Origin of the sequence: Vibrio aerogenes (genome assembly GCF_024346755.1) — a bacterium.
GTDB classification, from domain to species: Bacteria; Pseudomonadota; Gammaproteobacteria; order Enterobacterales; family Vibrionaceae; genus Vibrio; species Vibrio aerogenes.
Map to the genome: position 1 here is coordinate 38,166 of NZ_AP024863.1, position 19,685 is coordinate 57,850.

A 19,685-nucleotide genomic window follows, 5' to 3' on the forward strand; every position below is an offset into this window, starting at 1 on the left:
CTGTTTGACTATAGTTCAACTTTCCAACAAAAAAGCTGCCATGGGCAGTTTTTTTACGAATAAAAATCAGGAACACTATGAAATTAAAAGCCTTATTGCTGCTGAGCATCCTGCTTGGCGGATGTGCATCTTCTCCACCGCCGGCACCGGAGCCAAAAGGAAAAGTGACGCCGGTGAATCCGAAAGTGGTTTACTTAAATCAACTCTACACCCGGCCGGAGGCAGGCCAATGAGTGAAACGATCGTCGATGCTGCACTGGCACAAACCCGCCAGTTCGCCGCCGGGAAACCCAAAATGGACCATATCAAAGCGGCAGAACAGTTATTAAAAGAAGCCAATGCCTTTGAAAAAGACAGAATTGCGCTGGCGAAGCGTTCTGAGCGGAAAGCCTGGATGATTGCTGCCATTTCTGTCGGGCTGGCGATTCTGAGTATTGTCGCCATTGTGATCATGATGCCGCTGAAATCGGTAGACTACCGCTTACTGACCGTCGATAAGCACACCGGGATTGCGCAGATTGTCCGGCCACTGGCCGATGCGAAAGGCGAAACCTACGGCGAGGCGTTAGATAAATACTGGATCAACCGCTACATCATTGAGCGGGGTAGTTACCAGTGGGAGACAATACAGGATTCTTTCGACTTCACTCAACTGGCGAGTTCAGAACAGGTGTTTTCCGGTTATAACACCTGGATTCGCTCTAAATCCTCACCGCTGGAGGTGTTTCAGGATCATAAGAAAATCAGCCTGTCTGATGTATCAATTGCGTTCCTTCCCACCAAAAAAGGCGACCGGATGTTAGCGCAGGTCTCTTTTGTGAAAACCGTGCTGAATCCGGATGATACCCACAGCCCGGAATACCTGCCGACCCGCTGGAGTGCCACGCTGACCTTTGACTATCGCCAGGAGATTAAAACGCAGGCAGATCGGTTGCTCAATCCATTGGGCTTCCGGGTGACCTCATACCGGGAAGACAGGGTGATTGAATGATAAAGCATATTGTAATCCTTGCGGGGGTACTGGTTTCAACCGCCGTACCGGCCGCCGTGATCCCGAAAAGAATCGCCGCCGATCACCGGATTGTATCCGCGATGTATGATCCGTCGAACGTGGTGATTGTCCGCACTAAAGCCGGAACCGCGACGCTGATTCAGCTTGAAGCGGGAGAAACCATCAGAAGCGATCAGAGTGGTTTGGGTATCGGGGATGCCGAAGCCTGGGGGCTGAATGTCCGGGGCAGTAATATTTTCTTTAAACCGAAAGCGGCGCAGCCGGATACCAATCTGACAGTCGTCAGTGACAAAGGCCGGACCTATTCATTTCAGCTGACCAGCAGCCGTTATCCGTTCTACATTGTGCGGATGCGTTACCCGGAACCAGTCAAACAGAAACCAGAACCTGTGCGGCCAAAAGTTCCCTGTACCGATGGTGCAGAAGGACATAACAATTTCAGATACAGCAAATGGGGCAACGGCAAACTGGCACCGCAATATGCCTGGGATGACGGGCGGTTCACCTGTATGAAATTTGCTACCAATCAGGAGTTACCCGTGATCTATGCCGTCGATGGGGATGGCAAAGAGTCACTGGTGAACTATCACATTGAACAGGATACCGTGGTGATCCATTCGGTTGCAGAACAGTACCGGCTGCGGCTGGGTGACAGCGTTCTGGGAATAAAAACCGGTTCGATTCACTACGCCGGTTACAACGACAAAGGCAGCACCATCGATGCAAAACGGATCATTAAACCAGCCGGAGGCGGGCATGGATAAACAACACAATGAATTTCCGTCTCCTTATGACGATTTCGGTGCCGATCGGGGCGCCGTTGAGGTGAAGTCCCGGACCCGGAAAAAGAAAACCGTGGTTGTGGTATTCCTGGCCGTTATGGTCGTGGCTATCGTGATTTCATCAGCCGGATTTGCCCTCTACCGTTACCATCAGCAAACGGCGCGATCTTCACAAACAACAGCAGAAACCGGTGAAGACAGTTCCGGGATTGAAAAGCGTAACCTGAACGATGGCAGTCACTGGTTGTTACAGGTCAAGGAAGAAAAACGCCGCAAAGATGAAAGCGAAAAGCAGCGTCAGGCGAAAGCAGATCAGGAGCGACTGGCCAGAGAGGAAGCCGAGCGTCGCCGTAAGGCAACACAGGCCACGGCTCAGCAGCATGCACCTGTGCCGCAACCGAAGCCAGTCGTGACAAAACCTGCAACGTCCGGGAAGTCTGAGCAAATCACCCCTGAAGTGCGTAAGATGTCTGGCGATTTGATGTTGGTTTCTGACAGTGCTGCGGCAACACATCAGCCGGTTCGTCAGGAAGACAGTGGTACACAAAGCGGACTCTTTGGCGGCGGAGAAAGTGATGCGTTCCATTCCCCCACTTACCGGAACGGCATCGCTTATCAGAGAAGCCGCAAATCCCGTGATTTCCTGCTACAACACGGCACGGTGATCCCTTGTGCGCTGTATACCCAGATCATCTCCGACTATCAGGGATACTTAACCTGCCGGGTAACAAAAGATGTCTACAGCGCCAATGGTGCAGCACTGCTGGTAGAACGCGGTTCGATGCTTACCGGCAATCAGCAGATGAAGCTGGAAGCGGGGAAAAACCGAATCTTCACCACCTGGGGCGATGTTGAAACCACGCAGGGGATTCATATCGATATCAATTCACTGGGCGCTGGCCGTTTGGGAGCCTCCGGCAACCATATCTGGGTGGATAATCACTACGCGCAGCGGTTTGGCGGGGCGATTCTGCTGTCCTTTATGGATGATGTATTTGATGCGCTGAGCAACAAAATCTCGGATGCGGATAACCATGGCGTGTCCTTCAGCAATTCAACCGATACCGCAAATAATATTGCTCAGGAAGCCCTGAAGAACAGCATCAATATCTCACCAACCGGCTATACCAAAATCGGGCAGAAAATAAATATTCTGGTCGCGCGGGATGTGGATATGTCTGGGGTTTATGGGTTTGAGTGAGGTTGTTTTTAAAGTTTATCCGCATGCTCTCAACGAAAGTATGGATCATTTTAGTATGCAGCGCTGATATTTTGTTCCATCAAATATGCCGACATGATTTTTAGCCTTTACTGCCTTTCACTAACCCCAGCCACTGCCCACGCAGTGGCTTTTTTATGGGAGAAAAACACCAAATGACCCAACCCAACGACTACGCTTTCGATGATGCGGCGACCGTCAACAAACTGCTGGAAACGACTGGATTACAGCGGATTCTCGATCTGCCGGGGTTAACCGAAGTGGCCGTGAACCAGCCCGGTGAAGTCTGGTATGACCGGGGCAATGGCTGGGAACGCGAAGACATGCCGAACCTGACATTGAAGCAGTGCATGGAACTGGCGAAAGCGCTGGCGACTTATGCCCGGTTGCCGGAACGCCTCAACGCAGAAAACCCGGTGGCTTCGGTGATTCTGCCCAATGAAGAACGGGGGCAGATTGCGATTCCGCCAGTGACGAAATCTGATGTGGTGAGTATGACCTTCCGCAAACCATCAATGACCCGCTTCTCGCTGTCAGACTACGAACAGACCGGTCGCTTTGGTCAGGTGCAGAGCCGGGATGCCAGCACAACCGGCCTGAGTGCGTTGCAGGTGCAATTGTTGGCGCTGAAGAAGAGCGGCCGCATCAGTGAATTTTTTACCATGGCGGTGCAGAACAACCTGAATATTCTGCTGGTTGGCGGTACTGGCTCCGGGAAAACCACCGTAATGAAAGCGATGGTTGATCAATTCCCGGCCCATAAACGGATTTTTACCATCGAAGATGTGCATGAACTGACGCTGCCCAATCATCCCAACCACCTGAACCTGTTTTACAAGCAGGGCGGGATGACGCCCAAACGTCTGATTGAATCCTGTATGAGAATGAAGCCCGATCATGTGTTGCTGGCGGAACTGCGCGGTGATGAAGCCTGGAGTTACCTTGAAATGCTGAATACCGGTCATGAGGGTTCGATTACCACCATTCACGCCAATAACTGCCTTTCTGCCCCAAACCGGCTGGCCGATCTGGTAAAACAGAGTGAAGTGGGGAAGACCCTCGATTATGCGCATATTATGCGGACGATCCGCACCAGTATTGATGTGGTGGCTTTTTTCCGGCGTACCCATCTGACGGAACTCTACTATGACCCGCAGCTGAAGAATTCACTGCTGAGTCTGGAGGATCACGGATGACGCTGTCCGGAAAACAGATCACCGGCCTGACGGTTACGCTGATTCTTCTGTTGATTGTCATGGCCACGCTGGGCGCTTATGTGGGTGCGGTGGTTTATATGAAGCTGACGCAGATTCCCGTCAAACCTTATCTAAGCTGGCACTTGATTTATGATCAGTGGCGGTTATACGGGCAGGATGTCCGGATACGGCCTTACCTGCAACTGGCGATTGCGGTCTGGGGAACTATCGCGGCGATTCCGTTTGTGTTGGCCGGACTGGTGATGTATCACGCCTGGGAGCGGCAGGAATTGTATGGTTCAGCCCGGTTTTCTGATGATACGGATTTAAGCAAATCAGGTTTGATTCCGGTTAAAGACAGCCGGGTACCCGGTGTACTGCTTGGCAAAGTGACGAAAGGACGGTTTAAAAACCGTTACCTTGAGCTGGACAGCACGTTGTTCACCATTGTGATGGCGGGCACCCGCTCGGGAAAGGGGATCGGGATGGTTCTGCCGAACTGTGTGTCGTTTCCGCACAACATTGTGGTGATGGATATTAAGTTTGAAAACTTTATCAAAACCGCCGGGATCCGGCAGAAATTCGGTCAGGAGGTGTTTCTGTTTGCCCCGGATGGTTTCACTTTCAACAGCGATGAGAGAGAAGGCGAGCAGCTGCATTCTCACCGCTGGAACTGTTTTGATTATGTCCGGCGCAGCACGACTTACCGGGTCGGTGATATTCTGGGCATCGCATCGGCTTTATATCCGGTGACCGGCGATCCGAAAACCGATATGTGGAATGAACTGGCGTCGAAGTTGTTTAAGGGGATTGCCTGCTGGATGCTGGATACCGAATCAGGCACTGGGGTCACGCCCAGTCTGCCTTATGTATTGCATCTGTTTGGCACCGATGGCGGACTGAGAGCCTGGATGAAGCAGCAGATTCAGAATACGGCGGTCAGTGATGATGCGAAATTTGAATTTAATGCCTGCCTGTCGATGGCGCAGGAAACATACTCTTCGGTCGAATCGAATCTGCTGGCGCCACTGGCGATATTCAGTGATAAGGTTGTGGCCGCATCGGTCATGGCCTCTGATTTCGATCTGAAAGACCTGCGCAGAAAACGCATGTCGGTCTATGTCGGCTGTCTGCCCGGTCGTTTATCGGTGATGTCGAAACTGTTCAATCTGTTTTTCGATCAGCTGATTAATGAAAATACCAAAGTGCTGCCGGAGCAGGATCCGTCGATTCAATATCAGTGCCTGCTCGTGCTGGATGAGTTCGCGGCCATTGGCCGGATTAATCAGATTGCCAAAGGGGTCAGCTATGTTTCCGGCTACTGGCTACGGTTTCTGACCGTACTGCAGGACGAAAGTCAGTTGCTGGACCCGAAACTCTATGGCCGGGAGACCGGCACCAATCTGATCAAAAACCATGCGGCGAAGGTGATTTATCCGCCGAAAGAGGTGGATGAAAGCGTCCGGAAGCTTTCTGATTCGTTGGGTACCAAAACTGTGAAGAGAAGGAAAATCACCCATTCTTACGGTAAAGGGCACAGCCGCAATGTCAGCCATGAGGAACATAAACGGCCGCTGATGTATCCCCATGAGATCGTGGAACTGGGATTTGAAAAGCACCCGGTTGCCAAACGGGTCGGGACTAAGATTCTGGTTCTGATGGAAAACCAGCGCCCGCTGCTGGCCAGAAAGCTGATTTATTTTGATGAGCCGCAGATGAAACACCGGGTTGATTACTCTGAGGCCCACATTCCCGCGATTCCGTTACTTTCTCTCGATTAACTCTTTTTCCATAAGGAAACCCCATGAAAAATGTCAAACAGTGTCTGACGGCGCTGATGCTTTTGTGTCTGTCTGTTTTATCCCGTCCGGCGTTTGCCGTCGATGAAGATAGCTGTTCAATCTGGCTTTGCCTGCCCACCGGATTTCCCTCCGGCTGTGGTAAGGCGCATAAAGCCTTTATTAAGCGTCTCAAGCACTTTAAGCCACCGTTGCCGAACATCTCCTCGTGTATCGTGCAAAACTCGGTGCAGCTTTCCGATGGCACCACAGAAACCGTCAGCCACATGACCAGCACTCATCGGCTTGCGGCTTTTGTCCCGGCTTACAGAAAGTGCATTCACTATGTTGAGCACGGCCACACGGAGCATTGCCAAAGCTGGAAAACCTACCCGCCGAAGCTCTATAAAAACCGCCGTTGTTATATTGATAAAGATGGTATTCACACCCCGCGACGCTGCTCCCGGACTCTGGATTATCTTGAAACGTATATGGATGGCCAGAAGTACGGTGAAACGTATTACTGGATTGGGGCCGGACGTAAGTTTGTGCTGCCGGCGGGGACGGTGGTGATGTAGGGGATAATCACCATGTTTTTGCCGGTTTTAATCTGGGATGTTATTGGTTTTATTTAGCCAAGGCAATGACTTCTGTAAACTTCCCCTCGACACCGCCCTGTCAGGGCGGTATTCTCATCAGCACTTATAGATAACCCGCGAGCCGGATATGGATAACTCCCCAAATTATGTGATCAATGAAGAAGACGCAGAGAACTGGCAGGTGTTGTTAAACAGCCCTTGTCTGTTGCCGCTGTCTGATCCTGACTTTCAGCTGCCGGAGCCAGAGCAGGTAAAACTGTTGCGTCAGTATCTGGGGCTCTCACAGGCCAAGCTGGGGCGCTTTCTGGGGAAAACTGTGACGCCGAAAGGATGCAGTCTTGTCAGAAAGTGGGAAACCCGTAAAAGCAGCCCGGAATATCGTGAGATCGATAAAAACAGCTGGCGGAGAATGCTCGCCGCCGCACAGCTATGTGATGTTCTGGATGATTTGAGTCTGGTTAAGGTGCCGTTGGGGAAGTGAGTTCAGGATAACGGGATACGATAGAGAGTTTTCCCTTTTGCACTTAAACTGGTTACCAGTTTGCCTTCAGCCACAAGTTTTTGAAGTGTACGTCGCACTAAGAGATGATCGTAGGTTGATAAATCTGAAAATTCAGGTTGTTTCGCTCCCCAGATACGAATTCTGTCTGGAGTGAAAGCTTCTCCTCTGTATTTGGTTAAAAATTTCAGTAATAACCTTTTCAGGTCTGGTTCTTTGACCATTTCTATTAAAGTATTTAATTCATTTTTCTCGGTGATCGTTTCGAGATGGTCAATCCGTTCTTCCAGATAACGTAAGTCCTCGGCATGTTCTGATGCTTGCCCCTGTATGATTTCCTTGAATTCTATTCCTCCTATTTTTGTAATCCGGATTCCCAGCTTCGCCCAGGGAGTCCACACAAGGAATAAAGCTGAGACAGAAATGATAAAAATTCCGCTGAGTCCCAAGTCTCTCGGGGACGCGAATTCTTTTGGTGACTGGATATATCTGTAGAAACAAAAAGCACAAATAGTCACCAGAATCAGACTGATCGTTGACACCAGAATTTGAAGCCAGAAAGGAATGACTAAACCATCAGTTATTGATCCAATTTCAGCCTCTGGTTGTTCAAAGTTCAGCGCCTGCTGGTTCATGATATATCCTCTTATGATTCTGATTGTCTAAAGGCAGCATACATTCATGTTTATAATAACAAAAATATTTATTATCAATGAGTTTGACCTTTGTATGAGTCGATCTATTTTTGGGGGGACTTACTATTTTATATGAAGCAATAGAGAAAAATATTATTGAATCCGCCACGCTGGGGCGGTATAATCTTCGAGGAAAGGTCGGGAATCTTCCATGACCTGTATGCGGAGTAATAGTTATGTTTACACCTGAAGAATTCAGTGTCCTGAATTCATTTTCTCCAAGCGAAAAAGCTCTGTTTAATGAAGCTGCGGCGCTTATCTCAGTCAAATCCAGAACCAACAGGGATGTGTTCAATACTGCAGAGTTTGCCAAACGGTTCTGCCAGTACAAAATCGTTCATTATGAACAGGAAGTGTTTTGTCTGCTTCTGCTGGACAACCAACACCGGCTGATCGAGTTTGTCGAACTTTTTCACGGCACGATCAATCGTGCCAGCGTTTATCCCCGCGAGATTGTCAAAGAAGTGCTGAAGCACAATGCAGCGGCGGTCATCCTGACTCATAACCATCCTTCCGGCGTTCCGGAGCCTTCTCATTCAGACAGAAGAGTGACACAGCAAATTGTTCAGATACTGACGCTGATTGAGACGCGTGTATGTGATCATATTGTCGTGAGTACTGGTGGATGTGTTTCTTTTAGTGAACGAGGCTGGATATAGCCGTAAATGTGCGGTCTGAGGGCCGCATCATTGACAAAACAGAAGTGAGGTTAAGTGGTATGGAATATTCAGGATATTATGGGAACAGTGTTGCGGAGCATGAGAGATGGCTGGATTTGTTGGAAAGCCCCTGCATGTTGCCACTTTCGTCTTCAATGTATCAACAACCAACGCCGGAGCAGGCGCGTTTGGTACGTCAGTATTTAGGACTTTCTCAGATCCAGTTAGGACATTTTTTAGGTCAGGCAGTCAGTTTTGAAGGTTGCCTAGAAGTTCAGTTGTGGGAGTCAGAGCATCGGATTGATTCCGGCAACTGGCGATTGATGCTGGCGGCTGCAGGGTTGTGTGATTTAAGGGAAGATCTGCTTTTTCTGAAAATGAACAAAAACCAGCCAGATGTTTCAGGGTAACTATTTCTGACGCAACATAACTAAATGTACTGCTGGCAATATCATTTGTTGTGATTAAAATCGGGATACCAATTGGCGCAAGAAGAGAGTGTTATGCTTTACAAGTCTGTCTGTTACCTGAAAAGATTACTGGGGCTGTTACTACTGCTGCCGTCTCTTGGTGTCTCGGTTTTTATGTTTGCCCTGGGCGCTGTTTTCTCGATGAGGTTTATTGGGTATGTATTCGGGCTCCAAATACCGATTATTCTGTCGAATATCGTCATTTGGCTGGCTGTTGTGAGTGGTGGTGTTCTTTGGGCGGTGAAGAGTGGGCTTGTTGGAAAGCGGTGGTGAAGGGTGGCAGTACTGTCGCGGGTACACTGTGGTAATCATTTGGTCAGCTCTTCCTGAATACTCCAGCCAGAGGTGTCTTTTCCTCATGTGCAAGTGGAACAGAAATTTAACCTCAGTTCTGGATAAGAAATTGAGGATAAAAAGGAACTAATTGCTCGTTCCCCGATCTGATCATTCGACCAAAAGTGAACAGAACAAACAAGGAACGAGCATGGATAAGTTAACCAGAGCTGAGCTAGTACAGCTCTGGTTAATAAAAGAAAAGGATCATCATGAAATATGTTATGACTGCTTTTCGCTATATCAATTGCCTGACGTCTCAGCTCCAGAAAAATGAGTCACAGCCAGATGCGGTCTGAGCTAGTACAGGTGAGTACAGGTATACTATATTCATCACCCTCATTCAGCTTATGATACACTGGAGTGCCCGTTTGTTTTTTTAGTGCAAATAATCACACCAGTTGACCAGTTTATTTGTGTACAGACCAAATCGTCCCGCTCTGCCAGATAATCCACCAATGCATTGACTTTTTCTTCATGCCCCTCCGGCCAATTTTCCTGTGGAAGCATATCATCAATCACATACATCCCACCTTCAACCAGTAAATCCAGCGTTTGTTCCAAATGATAATATTTGCCTGGCCAAGTATCGGCAAAAATAAAATCGACTGAATTTTTCTCCAGACGATGAATCGTCTCTGCACCATCACCCAAAACTAATGTGAGGCGTGGATCTTGGTTCAGGTATTCCCGGGCAACATTCATAAGCGCTTCTTCGTTTTCCACAGAGACCAATTTAGAGTCAGGGCACATTCCGTTCAACATCCAGCACGTTGAAAGCCCCGTACCTGTTCCCAGTTCCAGAAACATGGCGTTATGTTTAGAGGCACAGAGCGAACTCAGCAGGGTGCCTGTATGAACATCTGATAACTGAGTAAAATTGAGCTTTGATGTCGCTTCATATAAGTCATGGTATATCTCAGGGTAGGTAATTTTCTGTGCTTTCATTTTATTTCACTTCTTCTGTTTGTTAATCATGCGTTTTGATACTTCACAATATACTGTATGTTACATCAGGAATAACCTGCCGCTGAGTATAAAGAATGCCTTTATCTGTCAGCTTGTAATGATAAAGATTATCTGCCATCCATAAAAAACGAACAAAACAAGTCATCAAAATGCCAGCACCTGCAATGACCCAGAAACCTGTCCAGTTATCTCCCCGTACAGCCAGCCAACCAAAGAACAGAGCAAGAATAATCATGGAAATGGCCATACCATTTTGGAAATATCGACCAAATTTATCTGAGCGGACTGAATCAACCCGAATCTGCCAACGATAGATCTCCTTCGATTTTTTAATCTCTTTTTCCAGAGATTCCCACTCTGGCATATCTGACTCTTGATCTATATTCTGACTCATTGAATCCTCACACTTAATTCAGGGCCGAAAGGTTAATCACCTCGTGCGTGGAGCATCAGAACTTCCGGTTTTCCGGGATGAATGAATAAAGTCACGAATATCCCGAAAACGGGTTACTTCAAATGCCTGACTACCGGGGATAATTGATTGTAATAACTCCAGCAAATGCGGCTGTTCATGTTGATCGCAATAAATTGTTCCTGAATAATTCGGACTTCTAATGTCACTGGATAGTTTTATAAGCTTTTCATTCTTTAAATGAGCAAATTCATATGCCCCCTGAAAATAAATCCAATATTCATTTACCACCGGTTTAATTTGAGTCATGCTAAATGACATCAGCGCAAAGGCTCCGGCACCAACAAAAGCTAACGGGCCAACCAACGCTGCTGCAAGTATACAGACACCAATGCCTACCCATGCCGTTCCCCGCACTATACTGTATGTTACTTCAGGAATAACCTGCTGCTGAGTATAAAGAATGCCTTTATCTGTCAGCTTGTAATGATAAAGATTATCTGCCATCCATAAAAAACGAACAAAACAAGTCATCAAAATTCCAGCACCTGCAATGACCCAGAAACCTGTCCAGTTATCGCCCCGTACAGCCAACCAGCCAAAGAACAGAGCCAGAATAATCATTGTTATGGCCATACCGTTTTGGAAATATCGCCCAAATCTCCCCGAACCAGCGGAATCAACTTGAGCTTGCCAGTGATATATTTCTTGAGCGTCGTTTAATTCTTGTTCTATCTTTGCCCATAATTTTTTTTCTCGACCATCAATTTCTGATGATCTTCTATTAATGACATGTTCTTTCCTTCAAATATTTACTTAGTAACTTCCACAGCCCGAACACCTTTGGCAGTTGTCGAATCCTGAACTTCCAGATGAATAACACCACCGACAGAACTATAACCGCCATAGTACAGATGGCAGGTAGCATCCGGGTTATCTCTTTGAGTTGATGCCCACAAATACAAAGGCATTTGTAACAGCAAGGCTACGATATCTTTGATCGTTCCGCCGGCGGCAACACTGTAGCGCAGTAAGTGACGGCCATCCTGTTCTAGTCTTTGCCATTTCCCGTTCTGCTCATTGACCAGTTTGGGGCTGCCTGCCATATTGATTGCGCCTGTACTCATTGGTGTACGGGTAATTTGCAAGCCTAATTTATCACCTTTTTTCACCAGCGGTGGCAGGTCGATTTGCAGTTGCCATTGCTGGTCTGGTGCGTAGATTGATGCATAGGAATTTTTAGGCGCTTGAATGGCAACCAACCGGGCGACCGGGCGATACATTAAGGTCTCAAATTTGGTCAGCTCTTCCTGAATACTCCAGCCAGAGGCGTCTTTTCCCCATGTGCAGTGGAACAAAAATTTAGCTAAATCATCCCGGTGGAACAGGTTAATCAGGATGATTCTGACATGGCACAAAAACAAAGCCGCAAAAAGCGGCTCTGGAGGAACAGGAGATGGTAGTTAATCAACCAACGAATCCATATATTTTCCAATATCCTTAAATCGCTTGACGCCAACAATATCGACATGCCCAAGTACTGATTGCATTGATTGAAATAATTCATCTTTCTGCTCATTTTTGCAGAAGATTGTCCCCATATAGTGATAATCCAAAGCATCTGTAAATAATTCTATGACTTCCTGATCCTCAAGATGAATGATGGTGTAATTACCTTTAAATAAGATTCCCAGATCAGAAATGGATGAACTAAAGTTCGTCATGTTAAATGACATCAATGCAAACGCCCCTGCACCAACAAATGCAAGCGGGCCAACCAGTGCTGCTGCAAGTACACAAACACCAATTCCTACCCATGCAGACACCCGGACAATCTTATAGGCAATCTCAGGAATGATTTGTTGCTGCGTGTAATAAATCCCTTTTTCGGTCAATAAAAAGTTATACTCTGAGTCGGCCATCCATAAAAAGCGGACGAAAAAAGTCATTAATACTCCAGCGCCCCCAACAACCCAGAAGCCTGTCCAGTTATCTCCCCGTACAGCCATCCAGCCAAAGAATAAGGCTAAGACAAACATTATAATAGCCATACCATTTTGAATCTTACGTCCAAATTTACCAGAGCGGGCTGAATCTACTTTAATTTGCCAACGAAAAATTTCTGGGGCTTTTTGGATCTCCTCTTCAATAATTTCCCACTCAGATTTGTCTTTTCGTTCTGTATCTTGTGTTTCATTATGATTCATTGAATCCTCACAATAAATTACGCAGTAATTTCGACGACCCGGACATCTTTGGCAATTGTCGAATCCTGAACTTCCAGATGAATAACACCTCCGACAGAACTATAACCTCCATAGTACAGATAGCAGGTAGTATCCGGAGTATCTTTTTGAGTTGACGGCCAGAGGTATAATGGCATTTGCAGTAATAATGCAATCATATCTTTATCAGTGCCACCAGCAGCAACACTGTAACGCAGTAAGTGGCGACCATCCTGTTCTATTCTTTGCCATTTTCCGCTCTGCTCATTGACCAGTTGGGGGCTGCCCGCCATATTGATTGCGCCGGTACTCATTGGTGTCCGGGTAATTTGCAAGCCTAATTTATCACCTTTTTTTACCAATGGCGGCAGGTCTATTTGCAATTGCCATTGCTGGTCTGGTGCATAGATTGATGCATAGGGATTTTTAGGTGCTTTAATGGCAACCAACCGGGCGACCGGGCGATACATCAGGGTCTCAAATTTGGTCAGCTCTTCCTGAATACTCCAGCCTGAGGCGTCTTTTCCCCATGTGCAGTGGAACAGAAATTTAGCTAAATCATCCCGGTGAAAAAGGTTAATCAGGATGACCCCGACCAGATAGATGATTCCCATCCAGAATAATCCGGTTAGCATCCATGGGGCTAACGTTGTGCAAATAGCCCAGTTGACAAAAAAGCGACTTCCAAGCTGCATAATCAACTGAGCACCAAAGATAAATGTATTACCAGCTGCTGCAAACGCCTTTAAAAAATAACCTGAACTCTCCAACAGACCACTGTCATTATCAAAAGCTTTGTTAAGACTGTCCCAGATTTCCAGTCCTGATGCCAGAGCACCCAAAAAAGAAGTGGTTAACATTAAATTAGAAAAACGTTTTACCAATGCTTGTTCTGTTACGGCAAACCCTTGAGATCTTTTCAGGGCATTACTCACAGACATTTTCATCAGTCCCTCTTTTGCCGAAACCTGCGTCCATACCCGATCCAGCGAAACAGCATAAGCAAACTGACAGGTGTAAAGAGTACTGTAAAATGGCTCCAGCAGAGCTTTGACTACGTCGGCTTTGGTTTCTGCGCCTTTAAGTTTTTCCGGCAGGCTCATCAGTACCAAAAAGGTATTCCAGACACCAAGGCCGACCATCAGGCCGCCCAAACCGCCGACAGCATCGGTGGCGGTTTTCAGTTTGCCACCGGCCGCCGCTGCATTGCCCCGGATTTTTTGCATATTTTCCGTAATGGCGCTGCGCATCGCTTCATTGAGCGCTTCCCCTTTCACCCGGATTAACTGCGGCATTTTATTCTGAATGGTTTTTTCCAGCTGCTGAAATAACTTATCGTATTTCCCCGGTTTAATCACTGTACCGGTTTCCGGGTTAATCAGTTTGGACATGCCTGTCAGAATCGGTTTGACCAGCGACTGCATGGCTTCGGCTTCTTTCAGATAGTTGGGATTAGTTTGCAGCACGGCCTGTTTGTCCACGATGCCCCCGATCAGAACCATTCTCAGCCCGTCCACTAAACTTTCCGGATTGTGGTAGGCAGGCAGCAGCAAATCAACCAGTGTCTGCCAGCTGTTGGCTGCAGTGGTCTGCACGGCTTCGGCCAGAGCTTCGAAGGTTTTCTGCACCGGCACAACCTGTGACTGAAACCAGTCTTTATCCTGTATCCGGCTGTCGCCACTCAGAGCATTCCAGTTCGCAACCGCTGAACTGACGGCGATATCATCGCCGGGACTGTCTGCGGCAAGAACCTGCTTGTGCAGCCCCTGAATCTGCTCATCAATCGCCATCCAGCTCTCTTTGGAAAACGCACTGGTTGCCAGTGCAAACAGATTATTGGGAGAGTTCAGGGACAGGGTTTTCTCCAGTTTATGGTGCTGCTTCTTATCCGGTACAGCGCCTTTCAGAATCGCAACACTCTGGCTGACCAGATCCAGCAGATAACTGATATCATCTGCAACCTGCGTATCAATACCGACACTCAGGGCGTCTTCTTCCAGCCCGTCAATGCCCCGCAGTACTTCGTCGTAGCGCAGGGTGATTTTGGTGTCCAGTCCTGCCAGCGCCTGATAGTGCCCGGTCAGGCAGGCTTTCAGCCCGTCCCAGTCAATCTCTTTGTGATAGATATGTGTGCGTGACCATTTTTTGTGCATACCCGGCGTGACTTTCAGGCCATAATTTGATGCCAGCTCTGCCTCCATTTTTGCCGCGGCTTCTGCCGCGCCGGAAGCCGGCATATCGTGTTCAGGCTCATAGGTCGGGCTTTCCAGCCGGTGTTTGTCTTCCTCTGCCAGTGCACTAATCAGTAAATACTGGTTGAGCAGCTCTTCGCATTCCAGCACCCGGAGCGGATCTTCCCGGCTGTGCTTATCCAGTTTTTCTGCCGGAACCCGGACCCGGCCAATCTCCCGCACAATCTCAGCCATCCGGATTTTATGAACGTTCTCTTCATCACCGAGAGCTGCTTCTTTTTCCGCCCACAGGTGAGACAGGTTTAATGTGAGATCGGTAATATCACCCAGCGGATCATCGAGGGCAATAAACATCGCCGTAGTGGGATCTTTCATCCCTTTCATCACATCGCCTTTGGCGGTGGCAGGTTTATCAGCGACCAGTTGATACGGCGTCTCTGATTCCGGTGGATCCTCCGGTTTTTTCAGCGGCGTACAGGTTTGACTGAAGGTTGCGTCATCGGGCGCTGAGCCCTCATAAACATCGGCCACCCGGTCAGCGAGTTTATCGATATAACCGGCATGGGATGCTTTGAGTGAATTGCAGAATGACTTGAGATTCACCCCACGCATCCACTTATGGCGGCTGCCACTGTCTGAGCGCATATGTTCGCACACCCGCCACGACCAGCGGTGAAAGCTGTAGGCGATATACAGTTTATTTTTCGCCGGATATTCCAGAAAAGGCTTTGTTTTACCGGGGCTGCCGCGTTCTTCCGTCTTGCTGGCTGCTTCATTGCTGCCCCAGTCTATCTTAATCAAATCACTGCCTTTGACCTGATATTCATGGAAGGTGTCATCCGTTTCATCACACACATACAGCCAGCCGTCACGAAGCTGGCGCAGGGTATAACTGGTATTTTTCAGGCGAAGCGGGCCCTTCCAGTGCTCTTCTTCAGAAAGGGGATGTTTACCGGTGAGTTTATCCGGATTATCCGGAAAAACAGGATCCTGAATCATGTCGTCAATGGCATAACGGACCGGGACAATAGACATGACCTGTGATTTGACCGGACACTGACCCAGTGCGCTTTTGATATCTTTACTCATACCACGGACTCCTGTAGGGCTGGTGATGAATGGTATTGCTCAGCCAGCTGAGCTGCCTGTTCAATACGCTGAGACGGGGTTTGCTGTGAAGGCTGATGGATCAACTGGTGGATCTGTGGATACTTTTCAGATGTCAGGGCTGCTTCGCCCAGCCATCCGGCAATGCTGAGATAGTGGATGACATCATCCTGTGTGGTAAAGCCCAGCTGATAAGCCTGCTCAGTCAGTTTTTCTGTCCATGTCAGTGGGTCAGACTGCTCATGAAGGGAATGGGGGAAATGTTTCTCCATATGCAGGTAAATGTCTTCCAGTGCATTACGCCATGAAATTTCATCAAAGGCAGCCCACTGCGTATCATCCAGTTTGTAAGGCAGTTGCTTTAATGCACCGGCCAGATCAGGACGATGGCGGATTTGCCAGCCATCGCGGGTGGGCAGCCATGCAGTTTGTATGAGATCCCACAGCTGGGCACAGTGGCTGTCGAGAAGAATCAGCGCGGCTTCCGGATGTGCCATTTTCAGAAATACCTCACTGCCATAAGGAGAAACCACCTCAATCAGGGTTCGGAGTTGATCGCCGATTTCATCCTGTGTTTTATCTGAGCTGAAAAAGAATCCGGCAGTGGGTTGGTGTTGCGCCAGAAACCATAACCGGACTTCGGCCGTGGCTTTAATCAGCCACGGTGAAACAGCCTTCAGTTCATCATAAGGCGGATAGAGATAAATGGGCTCCGGGGTCTGAATGTCCGGCAGTTGATACAGAGACCGGGCAAGGTCAGGGATCTGTCCGCCATCCACCAGCAGATAAAGCTGACCGGATTTGGCATAGATATCCGGCGCCGGGGTGTCAAAACGTAACATCATCAGTCCGTGATCTCCGCAATAATCTTACAGATTTCACACACACCTTCTTTACTGCTCAGTGCCTGTTGCTGGTTTTTCACCAGCAGCGGGGAGCGCTTCGGCGTATTCAGTTGGGTCTTCGGCTTTTTCTTCTCCACATAATCCACAATCACCGCTTCCGCGCCGGTCATACCGGTGATATCTGGCGGCACCAGCTCTTCCGGTGGTTTCAGGGCTTCGAGGATTTTTGGCATCACCGCATCTTCGCCGCCGTAACCCGAGCCGCTGCCTGCGCTGCCGCCGGAGTTGAGGTTAATTGCCGGGCCGACCACACTCACGCCGCCCGGATCGAGTTTGACGAAGGTGCCGCCGACTTTGATGGTGATTTCACTCCCCGCCTGAAGCACCACCGAGTTGCCACCTTTGAGGTGCACTTCTGAGCCCGCATCGAGGGTTTGTTTACCGGCGACTTTCTGATGGAATTCTTTATCGACGCTGACGGTGCGGTTTTTGGCGATCTTGATCCGCTGCTCGCCTTCGATCACCAGATGATCGGCTTTTTTGACATTACCGGACTGGTTGTTTTCGATCGTCTCGTGGCGGTCGTGTTTGATGTCGGTGGTTGAGTCGTTTTCGATCAGGGTTTCGACATCTTTCTGCGCGTGCAGATAAATCTTCTCGCTGCCGGACTGGTCTTCAAAACTCAGCTCGTTGTAACCCTTGCCCTGATGGGTCTGGGTGCGCAGCACGGTTTTGGTTTTATTGGCTGGCAAGGCATACGGCGGGGTGTTGCTGGCATCATACGTCCGGCCGGTGACAATCGGTTGGTCCGGGTCGCCATGAAGAAAACTGACGATGACTTCGTTGCCAATCCGCGGTACCGTCACCATCCCCTGCTGACCGCCAGCCCAGCCCTGTGAAACGCGGATCCAGGCACTGCTTTTATCGTCCGAGCCATCGTAGCGATCCCACGGGAAATGCAGTTTCACCCGGCCATGTTCGTCGGTGTAAATCTCTTCTCCCGGCGGGCCGACCACCAGCGCAATGCTGGGGCCATCGACGCGGGGCTTCGGTTGCGGATGCGCGCGCCAGACGCTGTCGCCGGGAATTAAGGTGAACTGGTTGCTGTAGTCGGTCGCACCGCCGGAGCTATCTTCTTCCAGCGCCTGCGGCTGACTGCCGGTGTGGCTGACCTGAACCGCCAGCCAGAGCCGGTTCATCGCATCATCGTCGTGCTCTTTGACTTCAAACCGCTGACCGGCCTGAATTTTGGTTTCGTCACTTTTACCGCTGACGGTATGGGCCGCGCGGCGCAGATATTCCAATCGAATTTTATTGAAAGCTTTGCCGTTACCATCGTCCTTAAAGCGGCCGGGGAAGTCGAAATGCTCGTACATCTCTTCCTGATAGTCCATCGCCGTGCCGTCTTCTTTTTGTGAGAAGTTGTAGTCGGGCTTTTTAAAGCTGTAATCGCGCATTTCAATCGAGCTGACTTCAGAGCGTTTGCGTTCGGTCATCGACGAGATATAACCGTCCGGATTCGCACCACCGGAGAGGCAGTTATACGGCGCTTTGCCGCCGAGTTTCGGGAAGCCTTTGTCGTGGTCGGTGATCACCAGCATGTGTTTGCTGTCTTCATGGGTGAATAGATACATCATGCCTTCTTCGGCCGCGAGGCGGTGGAAGAAAGCCAGATCGTTTTCCCGGTACTGGACGCAGTATTCACGCACGGCTGGCGTGCGTTTGAGGTCAAAACAGAAATCGGAAATCCCCATTTCACCGAGGATGATTGAAATGATGTCCTGGGCATTTTTCTGCTGGAAGATCCGGCTGTTGCGGCGCATGGCTAAACGCTCCAGCGACGGCACCAAAGTGATCGAATAAAAGGTGTGGTGGTGGCCGGTGTCGTGTTTGTCCAGTGCGCGGATCACGCCGTGAACCTTCTGCACCACTTTGCCGTTGCGGATCACTTCCAGCAGCGCTTTGCTGTCGATAACTTTTTTCGCGGGCAGGCTGGAACTGCTGCGGCTGGCTAAATCAATGTGATAACGGTAGCCGAAATAAGGGTTACCGCTACTGTCGACCGCGTCTGAAATGGACTCGTCCCCGTGAAAACCACGCACGACGAGGGTATCGTCACTGATCCCGTCGATGGTCAGCTTAAAATTTAGTCTTCTCATTGATTAGCCTGCTTTTCGTTGTTATTGAAACGCTGTTTAATAAAGCGGAAAAGCATTTTACATGTCGCTCACAGATTTGCGGAGCTGGGAAAATGCGTTTTATCACTGGATTGGGTTTTTGTGGGAGAGTCTCACATTAAATAAATAAGTTAATGATAATTATATATTTAATCGTGTGGGGTGAATGAATTAGTCTTCTGTAGATATTGAGAATTGGATCTGGGAAAGAGTTCAAAATAGTCAGTTCATCACTCTGATTTTATTGACACAAAATAGACAAGGGGTTAAAGTTATAGAGATTTCGAAAGTCTATCACATAGACAGTTTGCTAATACCACATAGGGTTCTATGTGGTGTATTTTCGAAATTATGAGCGTTTGAGGGTGGTTCCTCAAGTTAATGCGTTCACAAACAAAAGCGACCAGAACTGCGCTCTGGTCGCTTTTTTTGTGCCTGAAAGATCAATAATCTATTTCTTTTTCTCTTCTTAGCAATAAATGTTGTTTTGACATTGTTTTTTTAAGATCCAAGGCA

The 19,685-nt window shown here is 48.6% G+C and carries 20 protein-coding genes; 11 read left to right on the forward strand and 9 right to left on the reverse strand.

Annotation, left to right across the window (positions count from 1 at the left end):
• Positions 1-77 precede the first annotated feature (77 nt).
• The 8 genes from OCV29_RS23365 (at position 78) to OCV29_RS23400 (ending at position 7,067) form a co-directional block, all read left to right on the forward strand.
• A complete protein-coding gene (locus tag OCV29_RS23365) occupies positions 78-233 on the forward strand; it encodes a hypothetical protein (RefSeq protein ID WP_261887514.1) in 156 nt (51 codons plus the stop codon).
• Entirely contained in the window at positions 230-991 is a 762-nt protein-coding gene (locus OCV29_RS23370; protein ID WP_261887515.1) for a virB8 family protein, read from the forward strand. The genes OCV29_RS23365 and OCV29_RS23370 overlap by 4 nt, the downstream gene beginning before the upstream one ends.
• On the forward strand, positions 988-1,776 hold the full coding sequence (locus OCV29_RS23375) for a TrbG/VirB9 family P-type conjugative transfer protein (protein ID WP_261887516.1): 789 nt from the start codon (positions 988-990) through the stop codon (positions 1,774-1,776). The genes OCV29_RS23370 and OCV29_RS23375 overlap by 4 nt, the downstream gene beginning before the upstream one ends.
• Positions 1,769-2,995 carry a type IV secretion system protein VirB10 gene (gene virB10, locus OCV29_RS23380; RefSeq protein ID WP_261887517.1) on the forward strand — a complete coding sequence of 409 codons (1,227 nt, stop codon included), beginning with the start codon at positions 1,769-1,771 and terminating at the stop codon, positions 2,993-2,995. The genes OCV29_RS23375 and virB10 overlap by 8 nt, the downstream gene beginning before the upstream one ends.
• A gap of 173 nt (positions 2,996-3,168) precedes the next feature.
• Complete coding sequence (virB11, locus tag OCV29_RS23385) at positions 3,169-4,209, forward strand: P-type DNA transfer ATPase VirB11 (RefSeq protein WP_261887518.1); 1,041 nt, start codon at positions 3,169-3,171, stop codon at positions 4,207-4,209.
• A complete protein-coding gene (locus OCV29_RS23390; RefSeq protein ID WP_261887519.1) occupies positions 4,206-5,990 on the forward strand; it encodes a type IV secretory system conjugative DNA transfer family protein in 1,785 nt (594 codons plus the stop codon). The genes virB11 and OCV29_RS23390 overlap by 4 nt, the downstream gene beginning before the upstream one ends.
• 23 nt (positions 5,991-6,013) lie before the next feature.
• Entirely contained in the window at positions 6,014-6,565 is a 552-nt protein-coding gene (locus OCV29_RS23395) for a conjugal transfer protein TraL (protein ID WP_261887441.1), read from the forward strand.
• 148 nt (positions 6,566-6,713) lie between these two features.
• Positions 6,714-7,067: a helix-turn-helix domain-containing protein gene (locus OCV29_RS23400; RefSeq protein ID WP_261887442.1), complete on the forward strand. Its 354-nt coding sequence runs from the start codon at positions 6,714-6,716 to the stop codon at positions 7,065-7,067.
• Between the two features lie 2 nt (positions 7,068-7,069).
• Here OCV29_RS23400 and OCV29_RS23405 read toward each other — a convergent pair whose 3' ends face one another.
• Positions 7,070-7,720 carry a hypothetical protein gene (locus OCV29_RS23405; protein WP_261887443.1) on the reverse strand — a complete coding sequence of 217 codons (651 nt, stop codon included), beginning with the start codon at positions 7,718-7,720 and terminating at the stop codon, positions 7,070-7,072.
• Between the two features lie 236 nt (positions 7,721-7,956).
• On the opposite strand from OCV29_RS23405, the gene radC reads away from it, so the two are divergent.
• The 3 genes from radC (at position 7,957) to OCV29_RS23420 (ending at position 9,182) form a co-directional block, all read left to right on the forward strand.
• Positions 7,957-8,439 (forward strand): RadC family protein, encoded by a 483-nt coding sequence (radC, locus tag OCV29_RS23410; protein WP_261887444.1) that lies wholly within the window; start codon positions 7,957-7,959, stop codon positions 8,437-8,439.
• Between the two features lie 59 nt (positions 8,440-8,498).
• The gene (locus OCV29_RS23415; RefSeq protein WP_261887445.1) at positions 8,499-8,849 is read left to right on the forward strand and encodes a hypothetical protein; all 351 of its coding nucleotides are present in this window, start codon (positions 8,499-8,501) and stop codon (positions 8,847-8,849) included.
• 93 nt (positions 8,850-8,942) lie between these two features.
• Complete coding sequence (locus OCV29_RS23420; RefSeq protein WP_261887446.1) at positions 8,943-9,182, forward strand: hypothetical protein; 240 nt, start codon at positions 8,943-8,945, stop codon at positions 9,180-9,182.
• A 408-nt stretch (positions 9,183-9,590) separates the two neighbouring features.
• Here OCV29_RS23420 and OCV29_RS23425 read toward each other — a convergent pair whose 3' ends face one another.
• The 8 genes from OCV29_RS23425 to OCV29_RS23460 form a co-directional block, all read right to left on the reverse strand.
• The gene (locus OCV29_RS23425; protein WP_261887447.1) at positions 9,591-10,190 is read right to left on the reverse strand and encodes an O-methyltransferase; all 600 of its coding nucleotides are present in this window, start codon (positions 10,188-10,190) and stop codon (positions 9,591-9,593) included.
• A 43-nt stretch (positions 10,191-10,233) separates the two neighbouring features.
• Positions 10,234-10,605 (reverse strand): hypothetical protein, encoded by a 372-nt coding sequence (locus tag OCV29_RS23430; protein ID WP_261887448.1) that lies wholly within the window; start codon positions 10,603-10,605, stop codon positions 10,234-10,236.
• A gap of 36 nt (positions 10,606-10,641) precedes the next feature.
• Entirely contained in the window at positions 10,642-11,130 is a 489-nt protein-coding gene (locus tag OCV29_RS23435) for a hypothetical protein (RefSeq protein ID WP_261887449.1), read from the reverse strand.
• Positions 11,131-11,435: 305 nt separating this feature from the next.
• On the reverse strand, positions 11,436-12,041 hold the full coding sequence (locus OCV29_RS23440; RefSeq protein WP_261887450.1) for a hypothetical protein: 606 nt from the start codon (positions 12,039-12,041) through the stop codon (positions 11,436-11,438).
• A gap of 45 nt (positions 12,042-12,086) precedes the next feature.
• The gene (locus OCV29_RS23445; protein WP_261887451.1) at positions 12,087-12,830 is read right to left on the reverse strand and encodes a hypothetical protein; all 744 of its coding nucleotides are present in this window, start codon (positions 12,828-12,830) and stop codon (positions 12,087-12,089) included.
• A gap of 17 nt (positions 12,831-12,847) precedes the next feature.
• Positions 12,848-16,129, reverse strand: coding sequence for a T6SS effector BTH_I2691 family protein (locus tag OCV29_RS23450; protein ID WP_261887452.1), 3,282 nt, complete (start codon positions 16,127-16,129; stop codon positions 12,848-12,850).
• Entirely contained in the window at positions 16,126-16,992 is an 867-nt protein-coding gene (locus OCV29_RS23455) for a DUF4123 domain-containing protein (RefSeq protein ID WP_261887453.1), read from the reverse strand. The genes OCV29_RS23450 and OCV29_RS23455 overlap by 4 nt, the downstream gene beginning before the upstream one ends.
• On the reverse strand, positions 16,992-19,151 hold the full coding sequence (locus OCV29_RS23460) for a type VI secretion system Vgr family protein (protein ID WP_261887454.1): 2,160 nt from the start codon (positions 19,149-19,151) through the stop codon (positions 16,992-16,994). Before OCV29_RS23460 ends, OCV29_RS23455 begins: the two co-directional genes overlap by 1 nt.
• Between the last annotated feature and the right edge of the window lie 534 nt (positions 19,152-19,685).

Coding starts and splice junctions, on each gene's coding strand:
- OCV29_RS23365 (WP_261887514.1), top strand. CDS start 78: ATGAAATTAAAAGCCTTATTGCTGCTGAGCATCCTGCTTGGCGGATGT.
- OCV29_RS23370 (WP_261887515.1), top strand. CDS start 230: ATGAGTGAAACGATCGTCGATGCTGCACTGGCACAAACCCGCCAGTTC.
- OCV29_RS23375 (WP_261887516.1), top strand. CDS start 988: ATGATAAAGCATATTGTAATCCTTGCGGGGGTACTGGTTTCAACCGCC.
- virB10 (WP_261887517.1), top strand. CDS start 1,769: ATGGATAAACAACACAATGAATTTCCGTCTCCTTATGACGATTTCGGT.
- virB11 (WP_261887518.1), top strand. CDS start 3,169: ATGACCCAACCCAACGACTACGCTTTCGATGATGCGGCGACCGTCAAC.
- OCV29_RS23390 (WP_261887519.1), top strand. CDS start 4,206: ATGACGCTGTCCGGAAAACAGATCACCGGCCTGACGGTTACGCTGATT.
- OCV29_RS23395 (WP_261887441.1), top strand. CDS start 6,014: ATGAAAAATGTCAAACAGTGTCTGACGGCGCTGATGCTTTTGTGTCTG.
- OCV29_RS23400 (WP_261887442.1), top strand. CDS start 6,714: ATGGATAACTCCCCAAATTATGTGATCAATGAAGAAGACGCAGAGAAC.
- OCV29_RS23405 (WP_261887443.1), bottom strand. CDS start 7,720: ATGAACCAGCAGGCGCTGAACTTTGAACAACCAGAGGCTGAAATTGGA.
- radC (WP_261887444.1), top strand. CDS start 7,957: ATGTTTACACCTGAAGAATTCAGTGTCCTGAATTCATTTTCTCCAAGC.
- OCV29_RS23415 (WP_261887445.1), top strand. CDS start 8,499: ATGGAATATTCAGGATATTATGGGAACAGTGTTGCGGAGCATGAGAGA.
- OCV29_RS23420 (WP_261887446.1), top strand. CDS start 8,943: ATGCTTTACAAGTCTGTCTGTTACCTGAAAAGATTACTGGGGCTGTTA.
- OCV29_RS23425 (WP_261887447.1), bottom strand. CDS start 10,190: ATGAAAGCACAGAAAATTACCTACCCTGAGATATACCATGACTTATAT.
- OCV29_RS23430 (WP_261887448.1), bottom strand. CDS start 10,605: ATGAGTCAGAATATAGATCAAGAGTCAGATATGCCAGAGTGGGAATCT.
- OCV29_RS23435 (WP_261887449.1), bottom strand. CDS start 11,130: ATGGCAGATAATCTTTATCATTACAAGCTGACAGATAAAGGCATTCTT.
- OCV29_RS23445 (WP_261887451.1), bottom strand. CDS start 12,830: ATGAATCATAATGAAACACAAGATACAGAACGAAAAGACAAATCTGAG.
- OCV29_RS23450 (WP_261887452.1), bottom strand. CDS start 16,129: ATGAGTAAAGATATCAAAAGCGCACTGGGTCAGTGTCCGGTCAAATCA.
- OCV29_RS23455 (WP_261887453.1), bottom strand. CDS start 16,992: ATGATGTTACGTTTTGACACCCCGGCGCCGGATATCTATGCCAAATCC.
- OCV29_RS23460 (WP_261887454.1), bottom strand. CDS start 19,151: ATGAGAAGACTAAATTTTAAGCTGACCATCGACGGGATCAGTGACGAT.